Origin of the sequence: Paenibacillus sp. DP01 (assembly GCF_044784315.1) — a bacterium.
Lineage (GTDB): Bacteria > Bacillota > Bacilli > Paenibacillales > Paenibacillaceae > Paenibacillus > Paenibacillus polymyxa.
Window position 1 is genome coordinate 1178179 of sequence record NZ_CP173059.1, and the last position, 17853, is coordinate 1196031.

Consider the following 17853-nt stretch of genomic DNA (forward strand, 5'->3'; position numbering starts at 1 on the left):
ATGAACACAAACGCAATAGAAGTAACCGATTTGAAAAAATCGTTCGGCCAACTCGACGTTCTGAAAAGAGTGAGCTTTAATGTTAAAGCGGGCGAGGTTGTAGCTGTCATCGGTCCTTCAGGCTCAGGGAAAAGTACCATGCTCCGTAGTTTGGTACACCTGGAAGATGTGACGGGTGGGACGATCCGCATCCATGATAAAGCACTGGTGGAAAATGGTCACTATGCTCCGGCAGGCGACATTAAGAGCATTACTACCGGAATGGGCATGGTGTTTCAGCATTTTAACCTCTTCCCTCATTTGACGGTGCAGGATAATCTGGAACTGGCTCCAAAGCTGGTGAAAAAGGTGAGCAAGGCTGAGCTGCGACGCCAAAGCGCCGAGTTGCTGGCTAAAGTCGGCTTGGCGGATAAAGCGGATGCGTATCCGTCCCGATTGTCGGGGGGACAGAAGCAGCGTGTAGCGATTGCCCGGGCAATGATGATGAACCCTGATATTTTACTGTTTGACGAGCCAACCTCGGCCCTTGATCCTGAGTTGACAGGCGAGGTGCTGCGAGTAATCAAAAAGCTGGCTGAAGAGCATATGACAATGGTCATCGTGACCCACGAAATGAATTTCGCGAGAGATGTGGCGGATCGCGTCATTTTTATGGACAATGGAGAAATTGCGGAATCCGGTACACCGGAGCAGATTTTTGGCAATCCGCAGTTGGAGCGGACGAAGGTGTTTTTGAATCGGGTGGAGGCTTAAAAACATAGTTCTTTCCAGGGGAGGCGCTGCGCGTGCAGATTGTTCTTCCGATCGCTGTTGCAACGGGATTTTTTCATTTATATGACACCTGGTAAGGTTAAAATCCCGTTGCAAAGGCGAACGCTCCGCTTCTTCAGAACAATTCTGCCCGCTTCGCTCACCGACCACTGTGCATGTAATATGTTTTTAAGCAGGAAGTGTGAGTAGGAATAAGAGAAAGGAGATGGCAAAGCGCCATCTCCCTTTTTTGCAGTTGTTAGGTTGCAATAAAAGCTGACACTGGCTAGTTCATTTCTTAATTCATGAATTCATTTCTTAATTTGCGGAATTCTTTAGGTGTTTTATTATAATGTTTTTTAAACGACTGAATGAAGTGATTTACGTGATTGAAGCCCGCTCTGTGGGCTATTTCAGTGATGGTATATTGTGTTGAGGTTAGTAATTCACTGCTTTTCTTGATGCGGTATTTAATCAAGTAGTCGTAAGGTGTCATATGAATGGTCCTCTTAAAACTACGAGTGCACTCTGAAACACTTAAATGTGCTATATCGGCAATTTCTTGCAGGGTTATGTTGTTGAAGTAGTTTTGATGGATAAAGCTAAGCATCAATTGAAGTCTTTCCTGTTGTATTTTCACGTATTTAGGTGCTTCCTCAGAAGAAAGCGAAATATTAGATATTAAGATGAACCATAATTGTGCTGTTTTGATGGCTACTTCATATTCCCATCCCCAACTTTTTTTCATATCAAACTTCTGTTTCATATCCCACAGCATTTGTAGTATTTGAATTTGCCATTCAGCATCTCCTTTAATTACTAGTGACAGTAAGGAAGAGTTTGTATAAGGCAGTACATAGTTTTTTTCCATCGCACTATCCGCATAAAAGGCCAACAGCTTCTCTGGAAAATTAAAGCTGACATATTGACCGTGATGTGAAAGCTGGGTAGTCACGTGAAGAACACCCTTATTAATTAAAATAGCTTGACCTGTGTCTAATTCATGATCAATCCCGTTCACTTGTATAACAAGTTTCCCCTTAGTAACCAAAGTGATCTGTAGTTCTTCATGCCAATGTAAATCGTTAAATCCTCTACCTTTAGGAATACTTTCATGAACCGAATGGGTGTACATGATGTATGGAAATGAAACATCGGGATAGAGAATGGTCTCGTGCAGTTGTTTTTCCATTGAAGAAAGATTCCTTTCTTATGACGATATTCCTATATAAATGAAAGATATACTTACACAAAATAAATAAAAGCGGTGATATTATTATACTCAGTTCAGTTTATTATTCAATTGTTCTGTGCACAGACAAGGGGTCAAAAACATCTGAGAGGGTCATTATGAAAATAAATAAAACATCGCTATCTTTGAATCCGTATTTTTTACTGTTCATCAGTATTTTGTCGGTTTCCGTCTCTTCCATCATGATAAAATCTTCACATACTCCAACCTCCGTGGCTGGAATGTATAGATTGTATATGTCAGTCATATTAATGCTTCCTTTTGTACCCTGGAAAATGCTCGGTACCTCAGATATGACCAAAAGAGATTGGGGTACCGTTTTCTTGGCTGGTCTTTTTCTCGGGTTACATTTCTTATTCTGGATGGAATCTTTGGTATATACCTCAGTTGCGAGCTCCATGGTCATCTTATCATTACAGCCTTTATTCGTAATGATTGGTTCATACTTTATGTTCAGAGAACGAGTAAACCTATTCACTATTTTTTGCTTGATCGCTGCTCTTATCGGTTCAATCATTATAGCTTGGGGAGACATAGGGACGTCGAAAGGGGCATTAATCGGGGATGGGTTATCCCTATTAGGAACAATCTTGGTTTCGGCTTATATGATAGCAGGACAGAAGGTAAGCCACAAAATAAGTGCAAATTTTTATAGTGTGATTGTCTTTTTTCTTGGCGGCAGTGTCCTGCTAGTCTACAATTTGGTGAATCATTATTCCTTGATCGAATATGACTCGTCGGATTGGACGTATTTCTTATTACTTGCAGTAATTCCAACTATTTTTGGTCAATATATTTTTAATCTGCTGTTGAAGTCAATGGGGGCAACTACGGTGTCAGTGGGTATTATTGGAGAGCCTGTTCTCGCCATCCTTCTCGCCTACTTATTCTTGGGAGAAATCATGTCTGCATTTCAATTCATAGGTGGAATCATGACTTTGTTCGGTATGGGGATGTATTTTTGGGCAAAATCGCTAAAGTTTGCGGTTGCAAAATATTAAAATTGTTTACGGTTTATCGTGAAATTTAAGAAAATAATGAGGAGAATACTTACATGGCAACGATTGATGATTTTTTGAAACTCGATGTTCGGGTTGGAACCATAATTAACGCTGAGTTTTTTGCAGAAGCTAAAGTACCTGCTATTAAGCTTGAAATCGATTTTGGACAAGATATTGGAATAAAAAAATCGAGTGCACAAATTACAAAAAGATATGTGGCGGAAGAGATTATAGGAGAACAAATCAATAGCTGTAGTCAACTTTCCTCCTCGGCGGATAGCAGGCTTTAATTCAGAGGTATTAGTCCTTGGAGGTATTCCCGAGAGTGGGGACGTGGTTTTATTGAAACCAGATATTAAACTACCTGATGGAACGCCTATTGGATGACAAATCGTTCCTTTTTCATCTGTGTCCTTTTCATAAAAGAAGGTAATTGGTTGCAAGTATAGAATTATTATCTTAGAAAACTACTAAATTTTGGAGGCTGGTAGCATGTCTGTAGTAGCTCAATATCTTCAGGAATGGCTAAGGCACAGATCGGTGTTGCAAGAATTGGTTGAAGTCATTCCTGATGAGCATATTGACTTTAAGCCTTGGGACAATGCGATGCCCATGGGTTCCCTAATCGTTCACATAGCCAGTTCTATGAAAATGTTCGTGGATACCGTAAAAAATGGTACCTTCACTCCACCGACAAAAATAGACGAATATCACACAATAGCCGATGTACGCAACATCGTCGATCAATTGACGGAGGAAACAATCCGAGAATTGAAGGAATTAAATGCTCAACAGCTAGAACAGGAGATTGAATTTAGGAACTTTCTCGGCACTGGGAGCTTCTGGCTATCCATGGCGAAAGACCATGAGATTCACCATAAAGGTCAATTGTTTACGTATGTACGAATGGTTGGAGTAGAAAATGTGCCTTTTATGATTAAGCAACCACCTCAAAATAAAAACTAACGTTCGATGTATTATCTAACGAGCTCAACACCTCAAACAGTAGATTCATAAATATAATGAAACGGCAGCCATAAAAACGGCTGCCGTTTTCTCCATTAAGGAGCAGCTTTATCCTAATGCCTCTCCATAAGCTTAGCTTACTCTGAGAGCGGGATATCTTCTTTTGATTGGTTATTTGAAGAAGGCTTTTTATTGAATGCCAATAACAATATCAGTCCGATGATACATATTACACCTACCCATTGAAAAAAACCAAAAGGCTCTTTTAACCAAAACACAGTTGTTAGAACAGCAGCTAGAGGTTCCAGACTACTTAGAAAGCTTGTTTCTTTTGGTGAAAGACTCTGTAAGCTTTCTATATAGAACCAAAATGCGATCATTGTGCCGAATATGATCACGAACGCTAGATATAAAATGGTTTCTAGTGACAAGCTTTGAAAGTCTATCTGCCAAGGTGGATGGACCAAGCTTAGTCCAAAACCGCCGATGACCATCGCCCAACCCACAATAACTAGGGAATCGTATTGCTTCAGAAGAGGTATTGCGTATAGGGTATAAAAAGCTAGGGCTATTGCTGATAAGATCCCCCAAACGATTGCGACCGTCGGAACGGATAGCTGAGAAATGGAGCCGTTTGTTAACAAGAAGAAACAACCCACTAAAGCCAGCAAAATCGCTGACAGATCCTTTCGTGTGAAGACAGTGTGCTTTCGCAGAATTAAATAAATGATAATCATTATAGGTGCTAAATACTGTAATAGTGTCGCAACAGCAGCATTACCTCGTTGGATCGATGCCATATACGTATATTGAACTGACAGCATACCAACCAAACCGTAGACAACGAGTTGGAAAGCAGTCCTTCTATTTTTCCACACACCCCATATTTGTGTACGGTCTTTTATTAAAAATTGAAGGGCCAAGAGTAAAACACCAGCAATGAGCAAACGTGTTGTTACAAGCCAATTTACATCGATTTGTTGAAAAAGTTTTTTTGCAACGGTCCCACTGATTCCCCAAAATATAGCTCCTGTGGTAACAAGAAATAATCCTGTTTTTCTAGCTGATTTATCCATGAATGTTCTCCACCTTGAAATATAATAATAGTGTTATAATAGGTGAAAAAAATTTTAAATTATACCTGAATTTGATGTTAAAATATAAATATATTGAGGTCGTGATGATTTGCAAATAAAAGATTTCATAATTGGCCAAAACCTAAAAGAACTAACCGAGCATCGGACGGTCGTACTACCGGTTGCATGTTATGAAACAACGATTAGCCAAAATATACATGGATACATACCACTTCATTGGCATGATGAAATTCAATTTGTTCTGGTTGTAAAAGGGGAGGCGATCTTCCAAATAAATGAGGATAAACGAATCGTACGACAAGGTGATGGGTTATTTATAAATAGTGGCTGCCTACATATGGCGGAAGATCAGAATCAATCGGGTTGCGTCTATGTCTGTTTAAATGTTTCTCCTCATTTCGTTTTATCACAAGAGCTTTACACACCTTACGTAGCTCCTTACATTCAAGCGACAAATTTACCTTATGTATACATAGATTCTAACGAGCTTTGGGGGAAAAACATTTTAGATGCCATGTTGAAGATTAATCAATGTATTCAACATAAATCTCCATACTATGAAATCGATATTACGATGTATTTAACATTAATTTGGAAAAACCTAGTCATGAATGGTTTTCCATTAGAATACGACCAGGTGGAAATGGTAAAGAATCAACGGATCAAACAAATGTTAAACTGGATCTATATACATTATGCTGAAAAAGTCACATTAGATGATATTGCAAAAGCTGGTCAATTGAGTCGTTCGGAGTGCTGCCGATATTTCAAACGAATTTTAAAGGTAACTCCGTTGAATTATGTAATGGATTATCGGATTCAAAAAAGCTTAGTCTTATTGCAACAAGCAGAATCTAACGTTACAGAAGTTGCCTATAAGGTTGGATTTAACAGTACCAGCTATTTTATAGAAAGATTCAGAAAAGCGATGAACATGACACCATTAGCCTACAAAAAATTAAAAATGGATGATTGATATTCAGGGCTTTTTTATCTACCACGCTAAGTAGCGGCGGAATCTAAAAAGACAGGATCGGTTAATGTCCTTATCCTGCCTTCTTGCATGTTATATGTTTTCTACTGTACTAAATGATCCAGCTCTGGCTGCAATCTGTTCCGCAGCACATACAGCATAATAGCTCCAACAAGGAACGCGACGGCATCCGCAATGACGAGCGACCAGACCACCCCGTGGAAGCCACTCATTCGATTGGCAATGTATAGCATGGGGATCAGGGTAATTCCCTGTATGACGGACATAATAAACGCAGCGGTTCCCTGCGCCGTTGCTTGGAAAATCCCCGTAAACAACGTGGTCATCCCCGTAATGAACAAGGATAAGAAGGTCACATGGAGAATGTAGCTGCCCATTACAATTAATTGCGGGTCATTGGTAAATAAACCAATTAGATGGTCGGAAATCAGATAGACGATGATGCCAAACACGACTGCCAAGGCCAAAATCGCTTTGATTGTAAATCCAATGGTTTGTTTCATTCGTAATTTATTCGCTGTAAAACTAAAGGCAATCAATGGTACAACACCCTCGCATAAGCCCATCAAAATAAACTCAGGAAATTGTAATAAACGTGAGGAAATTCCGTAAGCCGCTATGGCCTGATCCCCATACTCGACAAGAAAATGGTTAAAGACGAGTGACATTGCACCCATGAAGAGACTCATAATAAACACGGGAACTCCGATTTTGAATACATTGCTCAGAATATCCTTGGTAGCCTTGAACCATTTTATGGAGATGGTTAAAAATTGACTCTTATATCCCATATGGAAGGCGTAGAATATACTCGCAACCACATTAGAAATAACCGTAGCTGACGCAACGCCGATCACGCCCCAATGGAAAACGAAGATGACCAGCGCATCGAGAATAATATTCACGACAACACTGAGTATCATACCGATCATCGACGTAATTGCAGCACCCTCCGAGCGCACGATATTCTCCAGTGTGAAGAATAATACGACGAATGGCGAACCTATAAGCATAATCGTGACATAGTCCTTCGTGAAGCCGAAGGAGTCAGGTGTCGCCCCCAGACCCTGAACGAGTGAATCGATCAACGGGAGACCAAGGGCCATCAAGATAAGACCGAGAACTAAACTGCTGTAAAAGGCGAATGAAGACACATTCTTTACATCAGCATACTTTTTCTCTCCCAGCAATCGGGAGATAAATGCACCGCTGCCGATGCCAACCAAATTTCCTATCGCCATAATGGCCGCGAATAACGGCAAGGTTAGTGCGAGTGCGGTTAACATGGCGGTATTGTGGAGAGTGCCAAGGAAATAGGCATTTAAGATGGAATAGATGACACTCATTGACGTACCTAGCATCATCGGTACAGCGAAGTGAGCTACGGCTTTAGCGATCGGTGCTTTTTCAAAGTAATGGAGGTTTTCTGCATCCATGCGAGTCACTGCTTTCTTTATTTATTTGGCCTAATCTAACACCGTTAGATTGAACCTTACAGTGTTAGATGTTATCATGAATTAATAAATCTGTAAAGAATAAACTTACACTGTTAGATTAAAGGGCGGATAACCGATGAAAAAGCAGCAACCTCAGATTTCGGAAGATAAGATCTTAGAAGCTTCGTGGGAGCTTCTAGGGGAGGATGGTATCGAGAAATTCAGCTTGAGACGATTGGCCGATCGGCTGGGGATTCAGGCTCCCTCTCTATATTGGTACTTCAAAAGCAAGCAGAATCTCTATCAGCGTCTGGCCAACCAGGTATCGAAAACGATTCTGGAGGAGTTTCATTCCGAGGGGGACTGGAAGGAGCAACTGAGGGAGCTGGCGGTAACGATGCGGAGTGTACTGTATCGGTACCCCTGCTCCACGCAGCTCATGATGATGACGCTGCCCCACGAACCGGACATCATCCGGTTCACCAACCGTATGCTGCTCTGCGTGGAGTCGGCGCCGCTTGAGCAAGAGCAGAAAATGCAAGTGGTTACAACGCTTGTGAACTATGTCTCCTACTTCGTCCTGGACGATTATCAGCATGAACGTAATGTCTCCGCGATCCTTAAGGATAAGGGCAAGGGAGCACTTCCGGGTGAAGAGATGATTCACCTTCTGGATTCCATGAGTGAGACAGAAGTAGGACTATTCCGGCGGATGTTCAAAAATGGGCTGTTCGAACTGATGGGAACCGATAGAGCATTTGAGTTCGGATTGAGGCTGATTTTGTTGGGGATTGAGCAGGTGATCAAGGAGCAGGAAAGTAGTATGTAAAAAAACAGCCCATCCATTAATGGATGGGCTGTTTTAATTAGGTTTGCGTTTACCCTAAATTGTTATTGAATATATAACTTTATTCCCCACTATAGCAGCTCAATATAAATTTCTTGAAAAAATTTCGTTGCAACAGCGAGCGGAAGCACAATCTGCACGCGCGCGCTCACTTCCTTCGTCGTAACTCATCCCACGACACAATTAGGTTGAAATCCTATATAAATCGGTTGAAAATGTTGATTTTACCAATGGACAAGGCTTTGTACAATAGAGTTGTAGCGCTTACATTTCCAAGGAGGTTGCGGCGAAATGAAGAGACTTCAGGTGATTGGCAAGCAAATCAGGACCCCGAGATCAAAAAGGAGGCCGTGTTGATGAAATTTAAGGGAATATTGGCGGCGTTTTTGTTTTTAACCACAGCGTCTGTGTTGTTTGGGGCGCATACGGCAGAGGCCCATGAGCTATCCAATGACAAGCTGACGATTCAGACAGGAGAGCATGGGGAAATTTCATCTATTCGTATCAAAGGAGATGCTTTTCCGACGGAATATGTCATGAACGCATCGGTGACACCTGAGCAGAACACGGCAGATCATCAGTGGCTAGGGGAGCTGATGTTCACGTACCGACTGGATGAAGGTAGCTGGACGAAGGCGTGGACAAATAAGTCGGCAGACGCACGTAAGATTACGACCAGCGGCAACCGTGTTACGGTCACGTACGAGAACTCAAATAATGCAGAAGGCATACGCAATTTTAAAGTCATTGAAACCTATTCAGCGGAGTCGAATGGTTCAGTACTGTGGAATATACAGGTCCCTATGAGCCGTGCGCGTATTGTGAATCATCCGATTTTGGGACCCAAGCCAGAGCGGCGGCAGGTATCTTTCATGTTTGATGGTCGTCCCATGCAGGGATTGGCTGGAGAACCGCTAGCGGCAGCGCTCCTCGCCAGCGGTGTCCGTTTGCTGAGAAGGCATGAGGAATCCGGTACGGCCAGGGGCGTATACTGCGCCATTGGGCACTGTAACGAATGTCGTCTGACGGTTCATCCGTTTGGTACGGTTCGTTCCTGTCTGACCAAGCTGGAAGAAGGTATGGTGGTGGAAACCGGACGGCAGCTTTCGAATGAAATCACAGGGAGAATTGTGACATGAATAAAATGGCACATCTCATCGTCATTGGCGCAGGTCCGGCCGGACTGTCTGCAGCGGCATCGGCTGCTGAACAAGGATTGCCAGTCACGGTACTGGATGAGTTTACTGAGCCGGGTGGACGTATGCCCGGGCAATATCATGAGGAAGGCAGTCAAGGCTGGTGGATCGGAAAGCATGTTTCGGATGAGCTGATTACCCGCTGCGCGGAGCTTGGGGTGGACATTCGCTGTGGCGTTTCTGTACATGGCATGGAATATACGACAACGTGGGAAATTTCCACTTCCTGTGGGTTGATCACGGCTGAGTACGTATTGCTGGCGACTGGAGCGGCTGAGATTCCCGTTCCGCTGGATGGCTGGACGTTACCGGGTGTAATGTCCATCGGGGCTGCGCAGGTGCTGACCAATGTTCATTACGTCAAGCCGGGAGAACGCGGCATTATTGTAGGCATGAACGTATTGTCGATGGCGATTGCCCGCGAGCTGTCCGTCGCCGGGGTAAAGGTGGCGGCGATTACACTGCCGTGCGCGGGTCCGCTGGCTGGTGCAGCGGCAGATCCGACAGCCTCCGCGAAGCTGCTGCTTCAGCTGTCGGGGTTGGCGCCTGCCGCCTGGATGCGCGTCGGCGGCAAGCTGGCAGCGACGATGCGGATGGAGAAGCTCATCGCGCGCTGCTATCCCCACAGAGGCTTCCGTCTGTGGGATATCCCGATCCGTTTGCGGACAGCAGTGCAGTCCGTCAACGGGCAGGACCGGGTCGAATCCGTGACCCTGGTCCACGTTAAACCGGACGGCTCGCCGATTGCTGGCAGCGAGCGCGTCGAACCCGCCGACTTCGTGGCGCTGAGCGGCGGCTTGTATCCGCTCGCTGAGCTGGCGGCGGTAGCCGGGTGCAAATTCGTGTACAGCCCTGAGCTGGGTGGGCATGTTCCACTGCATGGTGAGCGAATGGAAACCTCGCTCAAAGGACTGTACGTTGCCGGCAATATTACCGGCATCGAAAGCGGGCTGGTCGCCATGGCTCAAGGGCGATTAGCAGCCGCTTCCATGATCCATGCTGCTGGACTTGGCGGAGCAGGCGGGGAACAACGGGTGCAGGAGGCGATCCGTGAGGTTCATTTTGCACGGAAACATGCGCTAATTCAATTTCATCCCGGCATTACAGAAGCGAGAACGCAGCTGTACCAGCAGTGGGGGCAAATCTCTTCTGGGAGCGGCGCGTAACGGCTCGTTAGGTTGGATATGCGTTTTTTACCCCAAATTCGCCTTAAAGGAGGAACGGAAGATGACTCTTAAAGCAAAGGCCCATATGAAAGCAGCACCGTTCGCACTGAACGAGGTGGTATTGGCTGAAGGTCCCTTCAAACAGGCGATGGAGCTGAACCGATCTTATCTGTTGGAGCTTGAGCCTGATCGTCTGCTGGCGCGTTTTCGGGAATATGCCGGGCTTGCGCCCAAAGCGCCTCAATATGAAGGCTGGGAAGCGATGACTATTTCCGGTCATACGCTGGGACATTATTTGTCCGCTTGCTCCATGATGTTTGCTTCGACCAGCGATGAGCGTTTTAAGGAAATTGCACATTACATTACGGATGAACTGGATGTTTGCCAGGCGGCGCATGGGGACGGATATGTATCTGGCATTCCTGGGGGAAAGGAACTTTTTGAAGAGGTATCTGCCGGAAATATTCGTTCGAAGGGCTTTGACCTGAACGGTGCCTGGGCTCCTTTGTATACACTACACAAGTTATTCGCTGGTTTGCGTGATGCGTATCATTTGACAGACTGTGACAAGGCATTAGGTGTAGAGCGCAAACTGGCGGACTGGCTCGAAGGAATTTTGAAGCCGATGAGCGATGAGCAGATGCAGCAGATGATGTTTTGCGAATATGGAGGCATGAATGAGGTATTGGCGGATTTGTATGCGGATACCGGGGAAGAGCGCTACTTGCGGCTGGCTGAGTGCTTCTGGCACAAGCTGGTGCTGGACCCGCTTAGCTCACAGGAGGATTGCTTACAGGGCATTCACGCCAATACACAGATACCGAAACTAATCGGGCTTGCCAAGGAATATGAGCTCACGAATGACACGAAGCGTCGGAAGACGGTAGAATTTTTTTGGGAGCGGGTGGTGGATCATCATTCGTATGTCATTGGCGGCAATAGCTTTGGAGAATATTTTGGAGCGCCGGATGGCTTGAATGATCGCATCGGACCGCATACGACGGAGACATGCAACACCTATAACATGCTCAAGCTGACTAATCACCTGTTTCAGTGGAATGTTTCTGCCAAGGAAGCGGACTTTTATGAGCGAGGTTTATTCAATCATATTTTGGCTTCTCAGGACCCGGTTCACGGGGGTGTTACGTATTTTCTGTCGCTGGCCATGGGCGGGCACAAGCATTTTGAAAGTAAATTTGATGATTTTACATGCTGTGTGGGCACAGGGATGGAAAACCATGCGAGCTACGGTAGCGGCATATATTTTCACGATCACGATAAGTTGTATGTCAATCAGTTCATTGCTTCTACGCTGGCATGGAAAGACACAGGTGTTATGCTAAAACAAACTACGTCCTATCCAGACACGGATCATACCACGCTGGAAATTCAATGTGATCAACCTGCACCATTTATGCTGCTCATCCGCTATCCTTATTGGGCTGAAAAAGGGATCACTATCTGTGTAAACGGCAAGGAACAGTCGGTTGAATCAGAACCGGGCAGCTTTGTCTCTATCGCTAGAACCTGGCTTGATGGTGATGTTGTTGAGGTGACAATTCCGATGTCGCTCAGACTGGAGCAGATGCCAGATAACCCGGATCGGGCGGCTGTCATGTATGGACCGCTGGTGCTGGCAGGTGATCTGGGACCCTTAGAAGATCCTAAAGCCAAAGAGTTCCTCTATACCCCGGTATTCATCCCTCCAACAGAAGAACTGGATCATTGGATACAGCCCGTGGAGGGCAAAACGAATACATTCCGTACCTTAAAAGCAGGGCATCCCCGAGATGTGGAACTGTCTCCGCTGTATAAAATGCATGACCGTACCTATTCAGTCTATTGGGACATTTTTACGAAGGAAGCATGGCAGGAGGCGGAAAAGGAATACACAGCAGCACGCGAAAAGCTGGCGATTCTGGAGCAGTGCACGATTGACTTTGCCCAACCCGGAGAAATGCAGCCGGAGCGGGATCACAACTTTCAGGGAGATGCTTCGACTCGCACCGGATATGTGAATAACCGACCTTACCGGAATGCGGGAATTGACGGCTGGTTCTCTTTCGATTTGAAGACAGATCCGATTGCTCCAATGCTGCTGGTTATCACCTACACGGCTACGCTGGAAATGCCAAACTGTGATTTTGATATTTGGATTAACGGTCATCTGCTTGAGCATTTTAGTGAAGGCTTTGATGAGGCTGACAAGTTTTACAACGTGAATGCCGCTATTCCGGCTGCATATCTGGAGGGTAAGGATATAGCCACAGTGACCTTCAAAGCCAAGCCTGGACAGCGTATCCGCAGATTGTTTGGGCTGAGGATGGTCAACAAGGACGTGTATGAGCAGCTATATCAAGCTGGGAGTCCAGGTGCACATGAATGATTTTTTGAGCTGTTTCGTGAGAAAATTAACGTTTGATTTTTAACCAGTAATGATTTATGATGTAAGAAATATTGGATGATGCTGGAATAATCCATAGGATATGAACTGATATATTCATAGTTTTTGCGCGTGAAGCACACGGGCTGTTTCTTCCTTCAGAGGGGAGAGGCAGCCCTTTTTTGATGAGATTTTGCAGAAATATAAGTTATATAAGGACGCAATTCTATGATTTAGAGCGGGAGATTTCTCATAGGAAATGATTTTTAGAGTAGTTATATTAGTTATTTTTCTTATAGATTTTGTAATTGGGAAACCCTATAATATATAAGTTGTATCCAGTATTTTCCGAAAGTGGGGATGCGATGAGTTTATGAGATTAGAGTTGATATACATAGTTTATAAGTTTAAGCAGACAAAGGGGATCGAGAGATGAGTATGAAAAAATGGGTGTTGAGTTTGACCGCAGTCACGTTGCTATGGGGCGGGGCAAGTACGATTCCAATGGCGGAGGCGGCAAGTAGCACCAAACCAATTGAAGTCTTATTAAATGCGAAAAAAATACAATTCCCGGATGCCAAACCTTTTCAGGATAGTAACGATTATGTGATGGTTCCAATCCGGTTTGTATCCGAGGCATTGGGTGCTAAGGTGGGCTGGGAGAAAACAGGCGGCCAATTAGCCGTGTCGATTAATAATGATGCACATGCTGTTAATATGACAGTGGGGCAAAACACCGCTACCGTAGATGGGCAAACGAAAACGTATGAAACGAAGATTATCTTGAAGCAAAACCGTACTTTTGTGCCGCTGCGGTTAGTGAGTGAGGGTTTGGGACAGACGGTAGAATGGGATAAGGTCAGCCGCTGGGTCTGGATTGGGAAGAAAGAAATCGCTGCGTTGGAGGATACGGGGCATCAGGCAGTTAGTATTGAGCCGTATAAAAAGGCGATTGCATCTAATTCTTACATACTCAAAAAGCCTTTTGGTGGAACTTACGATAAGGCAATGCTTTTTAAACATTCAGACCTACCAGTCAAGCTTCTTGAGGATATATACTCTATTGAACCGTACACTAACGCAAAAGGTACGCCTTACCTCAAGGTCAGAGCTAAAACTAAATCAACGGCAGGTGATATATTCTATATCACAAAGTTTAACGATACTCGTTTTCGTAATGAAGTTAGTCAATTGACGATAGATAACGGAGACGGAACGAAATTGCTGTATTATCCGATCTATTCTACGTCAGATGAGACGTTTCAAGGTGTGCAGAATTACAGATCCTTGAAACTTCAAGATATCCAATACATAGGCTTTGCTTACGCGGCAGATGACTATATACCGATAATGGTCAATCCGTGGAGGGTTAATTAAAGCACATGAAAAAGATGCAACGCATTCTGGCCGTATTTCTGGTGGGGGTACTGCTACTATTGCAACTCCCACCTTTTTCTTTCCCTACAAACAAGGCGGAAGCCGAAACAGAAGTTACACCGCTGTCCTATTTTGCAGATAAGAGTGACCGCTACTTTGTTGGTATGATGTACTTTGACATGTGGCGAAACACTAATGGTGAATGGGTAACTCAAAAGAAGGAGCCAAATAAGGGACTGCACGGAGAAGCAAATTTTACTTATAAGTTCCAATTTCCAGGCAGAAGTATAAAAAAAGTCGAAGCTTTTTTATACGATCCTATTAAAAATAAAGAAAACAGGGATTACATCAAATATTTTGAGAAATCTAGGCCGGATAAATACTCCCGTTATTTCGCACATATTAGTCAAGGCACTCTCAATTCAGATATCCGACCGCTTCAAATTCAAGGTATTGGTACTGATACTACAGTCATTCCAATCGTTGTTAACATGATGTTGAATGCTGATAGACCCGAGAATATAAAGGATGAGTTATGTCCTACCTGTGCTAAGGAAGTAGAAGCGTACCGCATCTACCAACCAATTCTATTTAAAATCGAACTAGAGAGCGCACTCATCGTCAAGCATTTTACAACTGACGGAAAGTCACTTAACAACGTATTTACACCAATAGAAGATGAGCTAAAACCTAATCAACCGTATGATTTCACCCCGCCAACCAATCCGAAATATGAGTATGTGGGTTACAAGAAAAGCACGACAGGTAAACCGCCAAGCGGAGATATTTTGCCGGGAATTGTACCCGGGTTTACCTATGACGGTTCTTTTGAGCAGTTTACCGCTTATTTGTATTACAAAGAAGCTCAGGGCTGTCCTAAGCCTGGAGAAAGCCAAGAGGGAGCGCCCTCAGATTGTCAAGATCATGAACAGCCAACGAAAGGTGTTGTCTGCTCACGTCCCGTTCCAGGTTTGCGCCTGGAAACCGCCGAACTGGACCCAGTAGTATCTGCCGTGATCAAAGCGGACCAGCGTGGTCGGGAACGATTTGACGTATCCAAAGGTATTCCTACCTCTGAAAGCCTGTACGGTCATGTACAAGCCAAGAGATACCTTTTTCAACATAAGTTTGTGAACATGACGGGTCAGTGTACATATACGGTGAACGTAAAACGGGAATATCGGTTGACCTGGCGGCCTAAGAAAAAGTCTCGGCGGAATGAGACTGTGAAGCGAACTTATACTTACCAAATCGTCCGTCCGTACTCCTATTGGAAGATAGACAATTTGGAGGTATATGGCATCAAGGAGGCTACACTCCGAAACTATGCGTTACCCAATGAAGCAATCACCCTGCGTCCGCAATCCTATACTCCCCCTTCTTATATTACGGCGACCCAGGGTAACTTTTATCCGCCCCCTGCACCAGGCACAGTGGACGGAGGTAGTCGCAGCAAAAATGGCGGCAGCAGCAAGCCCAGTGTGCCTGATGATCGCAGTGTACTGAAATCTAAGGCAGAGGAGGCAGTTAAGGAAATCGAAGTGGAGAACGATACTTTGACCTTTGAAAACAAGATCATTATGAATCCAGAGCGCGTCAAGGTAAATGGCCCTAAACCAGGTGTGATTCCCTCTTCCGGGGCGATTGGGGCCGATGTGCTGTACAGTCCGAATCATGTGATTGATAAGCATAAGATCAATAAGCCCAACACGCCCAGCAGTGGTAACATCACTTACGCTATTCTCAAAGGAAATATCAATGGAGGTGCGGATAAAACGTTGCCGATACAGGGAATCAATACGGTGACTGTCCACACTCCCGTAGTGAATCTGTCTATAGTGTCGGATGATGCTGCTCATAATCAGAAAACCCAACCTACGAAGGGGCGATCCGCACTTATTTTGGAGCGTCCTTTCCGGGTGACGATTTCGACAACAGGTCCGCATTTGAATATTCCCGGCTATGGTGATCGGGAGTATGCCAAATATGTACGAACCAAGCAGGTGCGCTTTCCGTTCGATGTGTACGACCAAGGAAAGACACATTTTTATCCGCGAGGTACCTGGATCGACATTCCGGTGCTGCAGCTGGCCACAGACTTTTATTTGCCCGTATGGGTCGATGAAGGCAATTATACAGTTGAGTTCCGCACCATTGCCGAAAATGCACCGGATGGATTCACCGAGCAGCGCCATGCCAACACGGATCTCGCCCATCATGTTGCTAATGATGTGGTGAATATTGAGGTCATCGGACGGATGTATGATTTTCATATCACGGATATTGCAGATTACCATTGGGAGCGTGTATTTCGGCAGCAAAAAGGCAGCCCAATGCATAGCGGTCTGTCCTATTGGACAGGGCTTGGCAATATTGACGGGGAGCCCAGAGGGAACACGCAGCTTTTCACATTGCCCGTTCGCCCAGGTAGTCACCCACATGAAGGTTACGCAAATGTGGCGGTCAAGACAGGCTACCATTTCAAGTTTGACCTCAAAACCAAAGGCAATATGTTCGGCGCACAGGATGGAATTCGCATTACCCCTTCATTTTATTGGGTGAGCAAAGATGGGCGACAGCGGGAAGAGGTGGATTTGTATACACATGCAGGCAGCCGAAAATTTATCCGTGTAGGATCGGCAGAGGACCGGGAAAAGCGATATGTTATTTTGAATGAACGGCTACGCAATGTCCCTATGGAGGAAATGCAGGATACAGCAGCCTACCAATATCAACATGGACTGAGTGAAGCAGAGCGAAGTCAGTTAATGCTGGAACATTATGTGGCGCTGTATGTCCAGCGTATTACACGCAGCAAGACCTGGGTTGGACGCTACGACTGGCTAGTACTGCCTGCTGCTGTGCGTACCTTGATCGGTCCAAAGACGGACCTGCCGGAGGGGGTTGATGCCGATCGTGCGAATGCGGCGATTCAGCGCTGGTATGGCGAGTATAGTCTGCCTGCTGATGTGTACGCCGTTACCAAAGGGACGGATTTGCACGAGGTCAGTCACCGTCAGGAGCTAAACGAGCATACAGATATATTCAAGAAGACAGGCTTTATAGTGGTTCACTTTAATTTGGAATCACTCCGTCAGGGGGACACCAAGCATCCACATTTGCAATATATTAATGGCCCGCTTTTGAACCAATGGCAACTGGAGGGATATCGTAGAGAGATAAAGGACCCGTACGGACACACCTTTCATTTACAGGATGGAGATGTCGTGTTTTATCATGCAGACCAGTCCAGCCGGGATGATTTTCGTTCATTTGTCCCTCACTAATTGGGAAATATACAAATTAAAGATAACCTAAACTTATCCTTTGCTTGTATAACCAGTAAAAAACAGTTGAATAAGCAGGAGAAGGGACGGGTTAATGTAAA

The 17853-nt window shown here is 44.8% G+C and carries 13 protein-coding genes and 2 pseudogenes; 12 read left to right on the plus strand and 3 right to left on the minus strand.

What is annotated here, in order from left to right; genetic code table 11:
- On the plus strand, window positions 1–753 hold the full coding sequence (locus ACH59B_RS05165; RefSeq protein WP_017426316.1) for an amino acid ABC transporter ATP-binding protein: 753 nt from the start codon (window positions 1–3) through the stop codon (window positions 751–753).
- 295 nt (window positions 754–1048) lie between these two features.
- On the opposite strand, the gene ACH59B_RS05170 is transcribed toward ACH59B_RS05165, so the two are convergent.
- The gene (locus ACH59B_RS05170; protein WP_016821445.1) at window positions 1049–1942 is read right to left on the minus strand and encodes an AraC family transcriptional regulator; all 894 of its coding nucleotides are present in this window, start codon (window positions 1940–1942) and stop codon (window positions 1049–1051) included.
- Window positions 1943–2100: 158 nt separating this feature from the next.
- On the opposite strand from ACH59B_RS05170, the gene ACH59B_RS05175 reads away from it, so the two are divergent.
- The 3 genes and pseudogenes from ACH59B_RS05175 (at window position 2101) to ACH59B_RS05185 (ending at window position 3969) form a co-directional block, all read left to right on the plus strand.
- Window positions 2101–3003 (plus strand): DMT family transporter, encoded by a 903-nt coding sequence (locus ACH59B_RS05175; protein ID WP_025364147.1) that lies wholly within the window; start codon window positions 2101–2103, stop codon window positions 3001–3003.
- A gap of 53 nt (window positions 3004–3056) precedes the next feature.
- Window positions 3057–3390: pseudogene (gene csaA / locus ACH59B_RS05180) on the plus strand (chaperone CsaA).
- Between the two features lie 105 nt (window positions 3391–3495).
- Window positions 3496–3969 (plus strand): DinB family protein, encoded by a 474-nt coding sequence (locus ACH59B_RS05185; protein WP_017426319.1) that lies wholly within the window; start codon window positions 3496–3498, stop codon window positions 3967–3969.
- Window positions 3970–4106: 137 nt separating this feature from the next.
- Here ACH59B_RS05185 and ACH59B_RS05190 read toward each other — a convergent pair whose 3' ends face one another.
- Entirely contained in the window at window positions 4107–5045 is a 939-nt protein-coding gene (locus ACH59B_RS05190) for a DMT family transporter (protein WP_017426320.1), read from the minus strand.
- Window positions 5046–5154: 109 nt separating this feature from the next.
- Here ACH59B_RS05190 and ACH59B_RS05195 point away from each other — a divergent pair, with 109 nt between their 5' ends.
- A complete protein-coding gene (locus ACH59B_RS05195) occupies window positions 5155–6042 on the plus strand; it encodes an AraC family transcriptional regulator (RefSeq protein ID WP_017426321.1) in 888 nt (295 codons plus the stop codon).
- A gap of 101 nt (window positions 6043–6143) precedes the next feature.
- Here the strand turns inward: ACH59B_RS05195 and ACH59B_RS05200 are convergent, their stop codons facing one another.
- On the minus strand, window positions 6144–7496 hold the full coding sequence (locus ACH59B_RS05200; RefSeq protein WP_404303449.1) for an MATE family efflux transporter: 1353 nt from the start codon (window positions 7494–7496) through the stop codon (window positions 6144–6146).
- A 136-nt stretch (window positions 7497–7632) separates the two neighbouring features.
- Here ACH59B_RS05200 and ACH59B_RS05205 point away from each other — a divergent pair, with 136 nt between their 5' ends.
- The 7 genes and pseudogenes from ACH59B_RS05205 to ACH59B_RS05235 all read left to right on the plus strand — a co-directional run bounded on the left by ACH59B_RS05205 (window position 7633) and on the right by ACH59B_RS05235 (window position 17752).
- The gene (locus tag ACH59B_RS05205; protein WP_025364148.1) at window positions 7633–8325 is read left to right on the plus strand and encodes a TetR/AcrR family transcriptional regulator; all 693 of its coding nucleotides are present in this window, start codon (window positions 7633–7635) and stop codon (window positions 8323–8325) included.
- Between the two features lie 374 nt (window positions 8326–8699).
- Window positions 8700–9143 (plus strand): annotated as a pseudogene (locus tag ACH59B_RS05210) (hypothetical protein); the annotation flags it as partial.
- A gap of 3 nt (window positions 9144–9146) precedes the next feature.
- Window positions 9147–9482 carry a (2Fe-2S)-binding protein gene (locus ACH59B_RS05215; RefSeq protein ID WP_017426336.1) on the plus strand — a complete coding sequence of 112 codons (336 nt, stop codon included), beginning with the start codon at window positions 9147–9149 and terminating at the stop codon, window positions 9480–9482.
- Window positions 9479–10705 carry an NAD(P)/FAD-dependent oxidoreductase gene (locus ACH59B_RS05220; RefSeq protein ID WP_031463001.1) on the plus strand — a complete coding sequence of 409 codons (1227 nt, stop codon included), beginning with the start codon at window positions 9479–9481 and terminating at the stop codon, window positions 10703–10705. The genes ACH59B_RS05215 and ACH59B_RS05220 overlap by 4 nt, the downstream gene beginning before the upstream one ends.
- A gap of 61 nt (window positions 10706–10766) precedes the next feature.
- Entirely contained in the window at window positions 10767–13091 is a 2325-nt protein-coding gene (locus ACH59B_RS05225) for a glycoside hydrolase family 127 protein (RefSeq protein WP_031463002.1), read from the plus strand.
- 429 nt (window positions 13092–13520) lie between these two features.
- On the plus strand, window positions 13521–14465 hold the full coding sequence (locus tag ACH59B_RS05230) for a copper amine oxidase N-terminal domain-containing protein (RefSeq protein ID WP_103042229.1): 945 nt from the start codon (window positions 13521–13523) through the stop codon (window positions 14463–14465).
- 5 nt (window positions 14466–14470) lie between these two features.
- Complete coding sequence (locus tag ACH59B_RS05235) at window positions 14471–17752, plus strand: DUF5704 domain-containing protein (protein WP_123796846.1); 3282 nt, start codon at window positions 14471–14473, stop codon at window positions 17750–17752.
- Window positions 17753–17853: the final 101 nt, after the last annotated feature.